Raw genomic sequence first — 13,517 nt, 5'->3', positions numbered from 1 at the left:
TTAAATGGGTATAATACAGGAACTCGATATACAGCTTGCCAATAAAATAGCAGCTGGTGAAGTAGTCGAACGACCAGCTTCAGTCGTCAAGGAACTCGTGGAAAATGCTATAGATGCTGGCAGTACACAAATAACCGTTAAAGTGACTGAGGCAGGATTGAAGTACATCATCGTCACTGATAACGGTACAGGAATACTTGAAGAAGATCTGCCTCTTGCCTTAAGTCGGCATGCGACAAGCAAAATTAAAAGTAACCATGATTTGTTTCATATACGTACACTTGGGTTTAGAGGCGAGGCGCTGGCAAGTATCGCTGCTGTCAGCAAAGTCACATTAAAAACATGTGCAGATGGTCAACTCGGTCATCTGCTTAAAGTTGATGGCCATACAATGGAAAAGTCACTGACACGTGCTAAGCAGGGGACGGAAATTATAGTAAGCGATTTATTTTATAACACACCTGCGCGTCTGAAGTACGTCAAAAGTCTGCATACAGAACTCGGCAAAATCACTGATATAATGAACCGGTTTGCGATGAGTCACAGTCATATACGGTTTACATTTTATGCAGATGACAAAGTCATGCTGCAGACGACTGGAAATGGTAGACTGTCTGAAGTCATGTCTTCCATATATGGAATGAAAATTGCCCGGGATCTAGTAGAAATATCCGGAACGACTGGAGATTACATGGTAACCGGGCTAGTTGCAAAGCCTGAGCATACAAGAGCGAACCGACATTATATTTCAATCTTCATTAATGGTCGTTACATTCGTAATTTTATGCTTACTAAAGCTATTATGACCGCCTATCATACGCTTTTGCCAATCGGTCGATATCCGATTGGTGCGATTAACATCGTTATGGATCCAGCTCTTGTCGATGTCAATGTTCATCCAACAAAGCAGGAAGTTAGACTATCTAAAGAAGCGGAATTAATGTCGCTTATCGAGCAGCTCATAAAACAGGCGCTTCTCGGCCAATCACTGATTCCAAAAGTTGAAGTCAAAAAAAATAAAGTGCTGGAGAAATTTGAACAGCAGAAACTCATATATGATCAGCAGAATCTATTTAAGAATGAAGAAACGATAGATTTGCCACTGCCTGAACATCATCATCCAACTTCTGAAAATCATGATACAAAGAACAAAACAGAAATTCGTGAAGCTATGTCTAAAAGTAATTATGAACTGCCAAATCTCCCGGCTGATTATGAACCGAAATTAAATGAAGCATCCGTGTCTATAAACGAGTCTGAAGATTCGACATTATTCGATTCATCAATACATGAGCGGAAACTGCCTTATATGGAAGTTGTCGGACAAGTGCACGGTACTTATATTGTCGCTCAGAATGAGGGAGGAATGTATATGATCGATCAGCACGCGGCTCAGGAGCGGATAAAATATGAATATTTCAAAAAAAGAATTGGCAATGTGACTCATGCTGTGCAGCCGTTACTATTTCCGATCACATTGAGCTTCACTAATGACGAGGCGCTGCGAGTCAGTCGTCATGTAGACGAGTTGCATTCGGTCGGTATTACTCTTGAAAACTTCGGCGGTAATGACTACCTTGTCAGAGAAGTGCCGACGTGGTTCCCGGAAGACGCCGAAGAAACGATTAAAGATATTATCGACTACTGCTTAAATCATCAGTCGGTCAATCTGCATAAATTCAGAGAAGAAACGGCCATTATGATGAGCTGTAAGAAATCGATAAAAGCCAATCATTACTTGCGACATGAGGATATGACACGTCTGATTAAAGATTTGAGTGCTACTTCAGAGCCGTATACTTGCCCGCATGGCAGACCAATTACCATTCAATTTACAAGTTATGACCTCGAAAAACTATTTAAGAGAGTGATGTAATGATATTACCAGCGATCAGAGAAATAAGAGACATTGAGCGTTTCAACAAAATGAACTATGAGACATGTGTCATTCTTGATACGCATATCGGACATTTGACAAACATATTAGAATTGCTGAAATCTGCAAATAAGAAAGCATATATACATCTTGATTTAATTAAAGGACTATCTGCTGATGAAGCGGCTGTTGAATACATCGTCCAGAAATATAAACCTGCAGGAATCATCACAACAAAGCCAAAGCTTATTAAAAAGGCGAAGCATCTCGGCATGAAGACGGTGCTGCGAGTATTTATATTGGATACGAGTGCCTTGCAGAGAAGTTTCTCGCTAATTCAGCAGGCGGATCCCGATTATGTTGAAGTGATGCCAGGTATTGCCTCAAAAGTCATTGATGAAGTGAAAGCTAAATCAGGCAAATCCATTATTGCCGGAGGACTGATCGAAACCGTAGAAGAAGTAGAAGCAGCATTAGCACATGGAGCAGAATTAATTACGACAAGTAACAAACCGCTCTGGAAGCATTACGAACCGAATCGTTAGAAATTTATTTGACAGCGTTTGCATGAACAGTTACCATTATGGTAAGTTAATAAATTTGGACGAGATTTGAGACCATTATTTTTAATCTATAGATTATGAATAATGGTTTTCCTTGTTTATTGGCATAATAAAATAAAGGAGTAGATGTTATGAGTGAATTTTTAGCAGAACTAGTCGGTACTGCCATCCTGATTCTCTTCGGTGGTGGTGTAGTAGCAAACGTCAGCTTAAAAGGGGCATTAGGAAAAGATAGTGACTGGATTGTCGTGGCACTCGGTTGGGGGCTGGCGGTTGTGATGGGAATATATGCCGTCGGTAACATTACCGGTGCTCATTTAAATCCTGCGGTTACGATTGGACTTGCGGTAGACGGTGCGTTCGAATGGAGTAAAGTACCGATGTATATTTTGGCGCAGATGATTGGTGCGATTATCGGTGCAGTATTAGTATGGATTCATTATATGCCGCACTTTGCTGACGAAGAAGATCAAGGCGCAAAGTTAGGTGTATTTGCAACAGGGCCTGCTTATCCGAACTTTGTTGCTAACTTTATCTCCGAGATTATTGGTACGATGATTTTAGTGATGGGTCTGTTATTTATCGGTGCCAATAAATTCACTGATGGATTGAATCCGTTGATAGTCGGTGGATTAATCACAGCTATCGGCTTGAGCTTAGGTGGAACAACAGGGTATGCAATTAATCCTGCCCGCGACCTCGGGCCACGTATTGCACATGCCTTGCTGCCGATTCCTAATAAAGGCGGTTCGAACTGGAAATACGCGATAGTTCCGATTTTAGGACCGATTGCTGGCGGTATGCTGGGTGCTACTCTTTATCACTTGTTATTTAAAGGTGAAATCAACATGATAGGCTGGGTATCTTTCTTAGTGACACTGCTGACATTGCTGCTCGGAGTCGTTATGAACAAATCCGTTCTTAAAGGTGAAGAAGCTAAATTAATGTAGGAAAGAGGAGAATATTAATGGAGAAGTATATTTTATCTATTGACCAAGGAACAACGAGTACACGTGCGATGATATTTGACAAAGATGGTCAGGTCGTTGGTGTTTCTCAACGTGAATTTAAACAGCATTTTCCTAAATCAGGATGGGTGGAGCATGATGCCAATGAAATCTGGTCTACAACGCTTGCGGTTCTTGCTTCAGTACTGACAGAATCAAATATCAATGCAAGCCAGATAGCAAGTATCGGGATTACAAACCAGCGTGAAACAGCGGTCGTCTGGGATAAAACGACAGACCGGCCGATCTACAACGCCATTGTCTGGCAGTCTCGTCAGACTCAGGACATCTGTAACGAATTGAAAGGTCAAGGTCTTGAGCAGGAATTCCGCGATAAAACTGGACTATTACTTGACCCGTATTTCTCCGGCACAAAAGTGAAGTGGATTCTTGACAATATTGAAGGTGCAAGAGAAAAAGCAGAAAAAGGAGACCTGTTATTCGGTACGATTGACACCTGGCTAGTCTGGAAACTGACAGGTGGTGCGGTTCACGTCACTGATTATACGAATGCCAGCCGTACTTTAATGTACAATATTTACGACTTGAAATGGGATGAAAAGTTGCTCGAGTACTTAACAGTTCCAGCAAACATGCTGCCTGAAGTTAAGCCTTCAAGCGAAATATATGGCAACACCGTCAAACACCATTTCTTCGGTCAGGAAGTTCCAGTTGCAGGAATTGCCGGCGACCAGCAGGCAGCGCTCTTCGGTCAGTCTTGTTTCACAGAAGGACAGGCAAAAAATACGTACGGTACAGGCTGTTTTATGTTAATGCATACAGGAGAGAAAGCAGTAAAATCGGAAAGTGGTCTACTGACAACGCTTGCGTGTGGTATTGACGGCAAAGTATTCTATGCGCTTGAAGGATCTATATTTGTAGCGGGTAGTGCCATTCAATGGCTGCGCGACGGTCTCCGTATGTTCAATGATTCCGCAAAATCAGAAGAATATGCAGCTCGAGTGGAATCAACAGAAGGTGTTTATGTTGTACCAGCGTTTGTTGGACTTGGAACACCGTACTGGGATTCTGAAGCACGCGGCGCTGTATATGGTATTACACGCGGCACTGAAAAAGAGCATTTTGTCCGTGCGACTCTTGAATCTCTCGCTTATCAGACTCGTGATGTACTGGATGCGATGGAGAAGGATTCAGGTATCCAGCTTCAAAACTTGCGGGTAGATGGTGGCGCAGTTAAAAACGACTTCCTCATGCAGTTCCAGTCCGATATTCTTGATGTTCCTGTTCAACGTCCAGAAGTGAACGAAACGACAGCGCTTGGTGCTGCTTACCTTGCGGGTCTAGCAGTCGGTTTCTGGGAATCAAAAGATGAGATTGAAGAACGCTGGAAGCTGGACAAAGAATTTACACCTGAAATGTCAGCAGATGACCGTGAAAAGCTATATTCTGGCTGGCAGCAGGCTGTCAAAGCGACACAAGTGTTTAAACCGAACAGCCAGGCATAATATTAGAATGGCAGTCAGAAATATGTTATAGTTAATACAAGTTAATAATAAGCAGAGAATTGAGACTTTGAATACATTTATGTAGGAGAAGTCTCACTTTTTTTAGGAGGATATTATATGTTATTTTCAAGTTTAAATCGCGAACAGATTATCTCTAAATTGAATCGTACGGAATATGACCTTGTTGTAATCGGCGGAGGAATAACAGGAGCCGGTATCGCTATGGATGCAACTCAGCGTGGCATGAAAGTTGCGCTTGTAGAAATGCAGGATTTTGCAGCTGGGACTAGTTCAAGATCTACGAAGCTTGTCCATGGGGGCTTACGTTATTTAAAACAACTGCAAATCGGTGTAGTGGCTGAAACAGGAAAAGAACGTGCCATCGTCTACGAAAATGGACCGCATGTAACGACTCCTGAATTTATGTTGTTACCGATGCATAAGGGAGGAACATTCGGTCCCTTTACTACATCTATTGCACTGAAAGTCTATGACTTTTTAGCAGATGTAAAAAAAGAAGAAACAAGAAAAATGCTGTCTGTTGAGCAGACAAAGGAACGTGAACCACTAGTTAAACAAGATGGATTACGTGGCGGCGGATATTATGTTGAATATCGGACGGATGATGCTCGTCTGACTATTGAAGTGATGAAACGCGCAGCAGAATTTGGTGCAGATATTCTCAACTATACGAAAGCTGCTGGATTCGTCTACGACAATCATGAACAAGTGATCGGAATTAATGCTGATGACTTGATCGGCGGCCATAAATTTGAGATTTTAGCTAAAAAAGTCGTCAATGCATCAGGACCGTGGGTTGATGAAGTGCGCGGCGGCGATTACTCAAAAAACAATAAACAATTGCGACTGACTAAAGGCGTTCATTTAGTATTTGACAGCAGCGTGTTTCCATTAAAACAAGCTGTCTACTTCGATACAGAGCAGGATAAACGAATGATTTTTGCTATTCCTCGTAACGGAAAAACTTATGTTGGTACAACTGATACATTTTATAACAATAAGAAAACCTCTCCATTAGTGACACAGGAAGATAGAGATTATTTAATAGCTGCTATTAATTATATGTTCCCGACTGTTGATGTTACGGATAAAGATATTGAATCTACATGGGCAGGCATTCGTCCTTTAATTCTTGAAGAAGGTAAAGATCCATCTGAAATCTCTCGGAAAGATGAAATCTGGGAAGGTGATTCAGGTCTTCTTACAATCGCAGGTGGTAAGTTAACCGGATACCGTCATATGGCTGAAGGAATAGTAGACTTAGTAGCGAAACGACTGAAAGAGCAGTATGGTTTGAAATTTCCAGCATCACAGACAAAACATACGCCTGTTTCCGGCGGCGACGTTGGCGGTTCTAAAGGGTTTAAAGAATATAAGGCCGATATGATGAATAATAATCCGGCGCTCGGCCTGACAGTGGAAGAGCAGCTGCATATTATTAATCGATACGGCTCTAATGCACCGCAAGTATTAAGCATTGCACATGCGAGCCTCGGTGATGAAGTCAATGGTCTGCCGTTAGTATTATACAGCCAGCTGGTATATAGCATTCAAAATGAAATGGTCTATAAACCTGCAGACTTCTTTGTACGTAGAACGGGTTCGCTGTATTTCGATATTGCTACAGTGTATAGCTACAAAGAAGCAGTCATCGATGCTATGGCACAATTATTGAACTACACTGATTCACAAAAAGAACAATATACGATTGAACTGGATGAACTGATTAAAGAAGCTGTAGAGCCTGCTATCCAAGTATCTGTAGAATAATTATTTTAAACATAATAACACCTGATGCCTTTATATTTCTAAAGGTACCAGGTGTTTTTTGTAGTATAATATTTACAAAGGTGGGATGTCCGATGCAGGAATTTATAATGTCGATGCACGATAATCAAAAAATAGAAGTAGCAGTATTTGAACCCGAGCATCCAATAGGAACGATTCAACTGCTGCACGGAATGGCAGAACATATGGCACGGTATTACGCGATCGGAGAATATTTTGAACAGCTGGGCTATAAAGTCATTATGCATAACCATATGGGCCATGGTAAATCTGTAAGCAAAGAAGCACGTGGTCACTTTGAACATATCGAAGCACTTGCCAGACATGCAGAAGAAGTACTGGAATCACTAGTTGTTAAAGATAAGCCGGTTATCTTAGTAGGTCATTCCATGGGTTCAATCGTTGCCAGACAATATGTCATTCTTTTCCCTGAATTATTCGATGCATTAGTATTAAGCGGCACGAGTTATTATGAAGGGCGTCATAAAGTTTCGCTACGTGCATTAAATGCACTCATGCTGATCTTCGGTAAAAAAGCTAAACTTAATTATATTAATCAGATGTCTTTAAAGCAATTTAACAAAAAAATCAAACCGCTTCAATCAGAAAGTGACTGGTTAAGTCGCAATATCGACAATGTTAAAAGTTTTATCAATGATCCATACACTGGCTTTGATATGTCACTCAATGCGCTGGCAGAAATACTGCGAGCCATGAAGCGTACGCAGAAAATCAAAGAAATGAAGAAAATGAATGCAGATATGCCGATATTATTAGTTTCCGGAGAAGAAGATGCATTCTCGAATTACGGCAAAGGAATTAAAAAACTCGGCAAATTATATAAAAATGCTGGTATGAAAATGGTGAGAGTTCAACTGTATAAGCAGTCTCGCCATGAAGTGCTGTTTGAAACAAATCAGGACGAAGTGCTCGATCGAATATTATTATGGCTCAAAGGAATTATCAAACATGGATAAATCGATAAAAGTAGTAGTCATCGTCGGTCCGACTGCAGTGGGTAAGACGGCGCTCAGTATAAAACTCGCAAAACAGATAGACGGAGAAATCATCAGCGGAGATGCCGTCCAAGTGTATCGTGGTATGAATATTGGCTCCGCAAAAATCACAAATGAAGAGATGGACGGAATTCCTCATTACTTGATAGATATTTTAAATCCTGATGAACAGTATTCTGCTGCTCAGTTCAAAGAAATGGCTGTTCCGTTAATTGAAGACATTCATGCTCGCGGAAAAATACCGATGATTGTCGGCGGTACGGGTCTCTATATTCAGTCTGTCTTGTTCGATTATCAATACAGAGAAGAAAATGCAGCAGAACGAGATCATTGGCTAAAATTTTATGACGACTATTCGACTAAAGAATTATTTGACGAACTGAGACAAAGGGACCCGGCAGCAAGTGATACGATTCATGAAAATAATAGACAGCGTCTAATGCGGGCTATTATTTTCAATCGAATGCATAATCAATCGATTACGACTCAATCGAAAAATCAGACAATTCATCCTAAATATGATACGCTGTTAATAGGATTGAATATGCCGCGTGAACTGTTGTACGAGCGAATTAACAGGCGCGTAGACCTCATGATGGATGAAGGCTTAATTGAAGAAGTAGCTCAGCTGATGGATGCTGGATATAGCAACACAAGAAGTATGACAGCAATCGGTTATAAGGAAATAATGCCATATATTAATGGTGAAATGAATAGAGAACAAGCAATCATACAGTTGAAACAAAATTCCAGACGGTTTGCAAAAAGGCAGCTTACTTGGTTTCGCAACCAGATGTCTCTTGAATGGTACGATATGACGGCAATATCCATGGATGACATGGTGAACATATTAACAATTAAAGTAAAAGGGGAATCTTTATGACACAATCACACAATTTACAGGATGAGTTCTTAGATAAATATAAGAACGAAGGCACCGAGCTGACTGTATTTCTGCTCAATGGATTTCAGATGAAGGGGAATGTACTGGACTTTGATAAATATGTCATCCTTATTAAAGTCGGAGATAAGCAGAACTTGATTTACAAACATGCGATCAGTACCTTTGTAGAATAGGCTCTGTAGTATGACCAGGATAGGTGCAGCTGCACCTGTTTTTTTCGTTGAATTTCCGTTACACTGTAACAAAGGACGTGAAGCTATGAACGAAACGAAGAAAGAAAGAGAGCGCGTAGTCATTCTTGCGGTGCAGCTGAAGTCACAAGGTGATTTTCAGTTTCAGGAATCATTATCAGAAACGGTATCTCTCAGTAAAACGGCGGGTCTTGAAGTAGTTGGTCAATATGTACAAAATAGAGACCGTTCAGACGCTAAGACATATCTTGGCAAAGGACGAATCGAAGAGATCATTGAAGAAGTTGACCGTGAAGACATAGCATTTGATGTTATTATCGTCAACGATGAACTGACGACTAGTCAGTCAAGGCATTTATCGGATATATTTGATGCAAAGATTATAGACAGAACTCAGCTAATTCTTGATATTTTCGCTCAGCGGGCAAAATCAAGAGAAGGGCAGCTGCAAGTTGAACTGGCACAGAACGAATACTTGCTCCCACGGTTATCAGGTCATGGCGTCAGTCTGTCCCGTCTTGGGGGCGGCATTGGAACGAGAGGGCCAGGTGAAACGAAACTTGAGACCAATCGTCGTCATATCCGGTCACGCATTCATGATATTAAAGTCCAGCTGGAGGATATTAAAGCTCATCGTGAACGTTACCGGGTTCAACGGAAGAAAAGCCAGGTCTTTCAGATTGCACTGGTCGGTTATACAAATGCCGGTAAATCATCATGGTTCAATCAACTGACGCAAAGCGAGACGTTTGAAGAAGATCTCTTATTCGCGACACTGGATCCGAAATCAAAAGTCATGCAGATCAATGAAGGATTTAGAGTTATTCTTTCAGATACAGTAGGCTTTATTCAGCAGCTGCCAACACATCTGATTGAAGCATTTAGTTCAACACTCGAAGAAGCGAAGTATGCTGACGTACTGATTCATGTTGTCGACCGGAGTCATCCTAACTATGAAGGCCATATTAAAACGGTAAATCATTTGCTGGCATCTCTTGATATGACAACTATACCGACTGTGATGCTGCTAAATAAGAGCGATCTTGTGGATGGTGACGTTCAGGAAGAATCACATGATACATTAGTTGTTTCCTCCAGAAAGCATGAGGATATTGACAGAGTTAAACACTTTATTTCACGATTTATCAAATCTCAGATGACACCTTATCAGTTAGATATCGATACCAATCAGGGAAAAGCTATTAGTCAGCTGAAAGAAGACACGATGGTATCAAAGATTGATTATGATGAAGAGCGGGATATATATCATATGACAGGGTTTGAACGTACTGATAGTGGTACGGTGAATAGAATTATGAAGACAGAAAAGAGCGAAGTAAGAGATGAATGATCAACTCCAGCAATTAGTAGTCACAATAGAAGAACAAATTAGACCCGTGCACACTCGAATAGAAACACGGGCACTATTCAATCAAAAAAAAGTTCTTGATGCATTTCGCGACCAGAGGATTTCAGAAAGTGATCTTGTAGGAACATTCGGTTATGGTTATGACGATACAGGTCGTGACCAGCTGGAAGCATTATATGCACGAGTGTTTAAAGCAGAAGATGCGATCGTCCGGCCGCAAGTCATTTCTGGAACGCATGCTATTACTCTGGCGTTGACGAGTCATCTGAAACATGGCGATGAACTACTGTATATCACAGGAGAGCCTTATGATACATTACTTGAAGTTATAGGAATCAATGGCAATGGCATCGGTTCATTGATCGAGAATGGTGTCAGCTACCGCGCTATTTCATTAAAAAATGGTAAAATCGACGCAAAAGCAGTCCTTAATGCCATCAGACTGGAAACAAAAGTCATAGCAATTCAGCGGTCAAAAGGCTATGCGTCGCGACCTTCAATTATGATCAGTGAAATAGAAGACATTTGTCAGGCTATAAAAGCACAATTTCCTGAAAAGATTATATTCGTGGATAATTGTTATGGAGAGTTCGTCGAAACACGGGAACCGATTGAAGCGGGTGCGGATCTGATTGCAGGATCGCTCATCAAGAATCCGGGTGGTGGAATATGTAAGATTGGCGGCTACATCGCCGGCAATAAGGATTTGATCGAACGAATCGGTTATCGTCTGACAGCGCCAGGGATAGGTAAAGAGGCGGGAGCATCTCTCTATAGTCTTCACGAAATGTACCAAGGATTCTTTTTAAGTCCTCATGTTGTGAGTCAGAGCTTGAAAGGTGCCGTCTTTACAGCAGCGCTTCTGGAACGTCTCGGTATGCAGACAACACCAAAATTTGATGTTGAACGTACAGACTTGATTCAGGCAGTAACATTTAATGATCCGGATAAAATGATAGCTTTCTGTGAGGCTATTCAAGCTGCGTCCCCAATCAATTCACAGTTTGCTCCGATGCCGGCATATATGCCTGGTTATGAAGATGATGTGATAATGGCAGCAGGAACATTTATACAAGGTGCATCGATTGAACTGACAGCAGATGGTCCTATCCGCGCACCATATGAAGCGTACGTTCAAGGTGGATTGACTTACGAACATGTGAAATTAGCCATTATACAAGCTGTAGAAACGATGATAGAAAAGAATATATTATTACTTGAAACAGAAAGACGATAGATAATAGAAACAAATCCATGTGAGGAAACCTTACATGGATTTGTTTTCTTTAAACATTTGTGCTAAATTATCAGTAAGTTCTTGTTAAGGGAGGCAGTTATATGTCGTCAGACGCGATTAGACGAAGTATGGCCGTTTTTCCGATGAGTGTTGTGATGAAGCTCACTGAACTATCAGCGAGACAAATCAGATACTATGAAAATCAGAACTTAATTAAACCAGAACGGACAGCCGGCAACCAGCGTCTGTTTTCAATGAATGATCTTGATTCATTACTTGAAATTAAAGTGATGCTGGAAAAAGGCTTTAATATTAAAGGAATCAAACAGTTTCTAGCTGATAAGGAGACAAGTCATTCATCTGAAGATAAACGGATTCGTGAACGGCTGTACAAAGATATCATTATTAAACCAAACACAACAGACGTCCCTTTAAACCGCGGAGATTTATCAAGATTCTATAAATAAAACCTTGGAGGAACACATGGCTAAATTTACAAGAGAAGATATTATCAGATTTGCAGAAGAAGAGAACGTCCGATATTTACGCTTGCAGTTCACTGATATTTTAGGAACAATCAAAAACGTTGAGATTCCTATCAGTCAGCTGAAAAAGGCATTAGATAATGAAATGATGTTCGATGGTTCATCAATCGAAGGATTTGTCCGTATTGAAGAATCTGACATGAAATTATATCCTGATTTGGATACATGGGTTATCTTCCCGTGGACTTCCGATAAAGGAAAAGTAGCTCGTTTAATCTGTGATATTTACAAACCAGACGGAACTCCATTTGATGGTGACCCACGTGCCAACTTAAAACGCGTACTCGAAGAGATGAGAGAACTTGGCTTTAGTGATTTTAATTTAGGACCAGAACCTGAATTTTTCTTGTTTAAACTGGATGAAAAAGGTGAACCGACGTTAGAATTGAATGATAACGGTGGTTACTTTGATTTGGCACCTACAGACCTCGGTGAAAATTGCCGTCGTGATATCGTGCTCGAGCTAGAAGATATGGGCTTTGAAATCGAAGCATCGCACCATGAAGTAGCACCAGGTCAGCACGAAATAGACTTTAAATATGCAGATGCAGTTACAGCTTGTGATAACATTCAGACGTTCAAACTTGTCGTTAAGACAATTGCACGTAAGCATAACCTACATGCGACATTTATGCCGAAACCATTATACGGTGTCAGTGGATCAGGAATGCACTTCAACGTATCATTGTTCAAAGGCGAAAAGGAAAATGCATTCTTTAATCCAGATGGAGATATGCAGCTATCAGATGATGCACGTCACTTCATTGCTGGAGTGATCAAACATGCGAGAGGATTTACAGCGGTATGTAATCCACTTGTCAATTCTTATAAACGTCTCGTACCAGGTTATGAAGCACCAGTATACATCGCCTGGAGCGGACAGAACCGCTCACCATTAGTACGTATTCCGGCATCACGTGGATTATCGACTCGTGTGGAAGTACGCTCAGTTGATCCATCAGCAAATCCATATATGGCGCTTGCGACCATCTTACAGGCAGGACTTGATGGCATTAAGAATAAACTGGAAGTACCAGAACCAGTTAACGAAAATATTTATGACATGAACCGTGAAGAACGTGAAGCGGTTGGAATAGAAGATCTGCCGTCAACATTATATACAGCTATCAAAGCGATGAAAAATGATGCAATCATCAAAGAAGCATTAGGCGATCATATTTACCGTCAGTTCATCAACTCTAAAACAATAGAGTGGGATATGTACCGCATGCAGGTGTCTGAGTGGGAGAGAGATCAGTACTTGAAGCAGTATTAATTAAGGAAAAAGTCAGAACTACAATTTTCTGACTTTTTTGTTGTCTCTTCCTTTTGAAGTATTAAATATATTAGAGAAATTTGTATTAACTTCTGCTAATTTATAAATATAATTTAATTATATTATTTCACTAGTGTTGCATAAAAATATTTCAACCTACGGTTTTAAATGGAATATTCTAAAAATTTATTTTCTGTACAAAAAAAGTCCTTTATAATGGTTGGAGGTAGTAATACACATCCAAATCCAATACAAAGG

The 13,517-nt window shown here is 40.6% G+C and carries 11 protein-coding genes and 1 pseudogene; all 12 read left to right on the top strand.

Annotated features, from left to right (window positions below; translation table 11 throughout):
• Nucleotides 1-4 precede the first annotated feature (4 nt).
• On the top strand, nucleotides 5-1,876 hold the full coding sequence (gene mutL / locus ERX29_RS05540) for a DNA mismatch repair endonuclease MutL (protein WP_133443706.1): 1,872 nt from the start codon (nucleotides 5-7) through the stop codon (nucleotides 1,874-1,876).
• The gene (locus ERX29_RS05535) at nucleotides 1,876-2,421 is read left to right on the top strand and encodes a glycerol-3-phosphate responsive antiterminator (RefSeq protein ID WP_133443705.1); all 546 of its coding nucleotides are present in this window, start codon (nucleotides 1,876-1,878) and stop codon (nucleotides 2,419-2,421) included. Before mutL ends, ERX29_RS05535 begins: the two co-directional genes overlap by 1 nt.
• A 149-nt stretch (nucleotides 2,422-2,570) precedes the next feature.
• Nucleotides 2,571-3,389, top strand: coding sequence for an MIP/aquaporin family protein (locus ERX29_RS05530; protein ID WP_133443704.1), 819 nt, complete (start codon nucleotides 2,571-2,573; stop codon nucleotides 3,387-3,389).
• A 17-nt stretch (nucleotides 3,390-3,406) separates the two neighbouring features.
• Nucleotides 3,407-4,912, top strand: coding sequence for a glycerol kinase GlpK (gene glpK / locus ERX29_RS05525; protein WP_133443703.1), 1,506 nt, complete (start codon nucleotides 3,407-3,409; stop codon nucleotides 4,910-4,912).
• A gap of 117 nt (nucleotides 4,913-5,029) precedes the next feature.
• The gene (locus tag ERX29_RS05520; protein ID WP_133443702.1) at nucleotides 5,030-6,703 is read left to right on the top strand and encodes a glycerol-3-phosphate dehydrogenase/oxidase; all 1,674 of its coding nucleotides are present in this window, start codon (nucleotides 5,030-5,032) and stop codon (nucleotides 6,701-6,703) included.
• A gap of 92 nt (nucleotides 6,704-6,795) precedes the next feature.
• The gene (locus ERX29_RS05515) at nucleotides 6,796-7,698 is read left to right on the top strand and encodes an alpha/beta fold hydrolase (protein WP_133443701.1); all 903 of its coding nucleotides are present in this window, start codon (nucleotides 6,796-6,798) and stop codon (nucleotides 7,696-7,698) included.
• A complete protein-coding gene (miaA, locus tag ERX29_RS05510; protein ID WP_133443700.1) occupies nucleotides 7,691-8,620 on the top strand; it encodes a tRNA (adenosine(37)-N6)-dimethylallyltransferase MiaA in 930 nt (309 codons plus the stop codon). The genes ERX29_RS05515 and miaA overlap by 8 nt, the downstream gene beginning before the upstream one ends.
• Complete coding sequence (gene hfq / locus ERX29_RS05505; RefSeq protein WP_133443699.1) at nucleotides 8,617-8,814, top strand: RNA chaperone Hfq; 198 nt, start codon at nucleotides 8,617-8,619, stop codon at nucleotides 8,812-8,814. Before miaA ends, hfq begins: the two co-directional genes overlap by 4 nt.
• Before the next feature lie 85 nt (nucleotides 8,815-8,899).
• On the top strand, nucleotides 8,900-10,183 hold the full coding sequence (hflX, locus tag ERX29_RS05500) for a GTPase HflX (RefSeq protein ID WP_133443698.1): 1,284 nt from the start codon (nucleotides 8,900-8,902) through the stop codon (nucleotides 10,181-10,183).
• Entirely contained in the window at nucleotides 10,176-11,438 is a 1,263-nt protein-coding gene (locus ERX29_RS05495) for a methionine gamma-lyase family protein (RefSeq protein ID WP_133443697.1), read from the top strand. Before hflX ends, ERX29_RS05495 begins: the two co-directional genes overlap by 8 nt.
• Before the next feature lie 101 nt (nucleotides 11,439-11,539).
• Nucleotides 11,540-11,774, top strand: a pseudogene (locus ERX29_RS11140) (MerR family transcriptional regulator); the annotation flags it as partial.
• Nucleotides 11,775-11,921: 147 nt separating this feature from the next.
• The gene (gene glnA / locus ERX29_RS05485) at nucleotides 11,922-13,259 is read left to right on the top strand and encodes a type I glutamate--ammonia ligase (protein WP_133443695.1); all 1,338 of its coding nucleotides are present in this window, start codon (nucleotides 11,922-11,924) and stop codon (nucleotides 13,257-13,259) included.
• Nucleotides 13,260-13,517: the final 258 nt, after the last annotated feature.

It is taken from the genome of Macrococcus lamae (genome assembly GCF_004359545.1).
GTDB lineage: Bacteria > Bacillota > Bacilli > Staphylococcales > Staphylococcaceae > Macrococcus > Macrococcus lamae.
This window is presented reverse-complemented; position numbering and strand designations above follow the sequence as displayed.

Bases quoted from the DNA above. Each gene is read 5' to 3' on its own strand.
- mutL (WP_133443706.1), top strand. From the start codon at position 5: ATGGGTATAATACAGGAACTCGATATACAGCTTGCCAATAAAATAGCA.
- ERX29_RS05535 (WP_133443705.1), top strand. From the start codon at position 1,876: ATGATATTACCAGCGATCAGAGAAATAAGAGACATTGAGCGTTTCAAC.
- ERX29_RS05530 (WP_133443704.1), top strand. From the start codon at position 2,571: ATGAGTGAATTTTTAGCAGAACTAGTCGGTACTGCCATCCTGATTCTC.
- glpK (WP_133443703.1), top strand. From the start codon at position 3,407: ATGGAGAAGTATATTTTATCTATTGACCAAGGAACAACGAGTACACGT.
- ERX29_RS05520 (WP_133443702.1), top strand. From the start codon at position 5,030: ATGTTATTTTCAAGTTTAAATCGCGAACAGATTATCTCTAAATTGAAT.
- ERX29_RS05515 (WP_133443701.1), top strand. From the start codon at position 6,796: ATGCAGGAATTTATAATGTCGATGCACGATAATCAAAAAATAGAAGTA.
- miaA (WP_133443700.1), top strand. From the start codon at position 7,691: ATGGATAAATCGATAAAAGTAGTAGTCATCGTCGGTCCGACTGCAGTG.
- hfq (WP_133443699.1), top strand. From the start codon at position 8,617: ATGACACAATCACACAATTTACAGGATGAGTTCTTAGATAAATATAAG.
- hflX (WP_133443698.1), top strand. From the start codon at position 8,900: ATGAACGAAACGAAGAAAGAAAGAGAGCGCGTAGTCATTCTTGCGGTG.
- ERX29_RS05495 (WP_133443697.1), top strand. From the start codon at position 10,176: ATGAATGATCAACTCCAGCAATTAGTAGTCACAATAGAAGAACAAATT.
- glnA (WP_133443695.1), top strand. From the start codon at position 11,922: ATGGCTAAATTTACAAGAGAAGATATTATCAGATTTGCAGAAGAAGAG.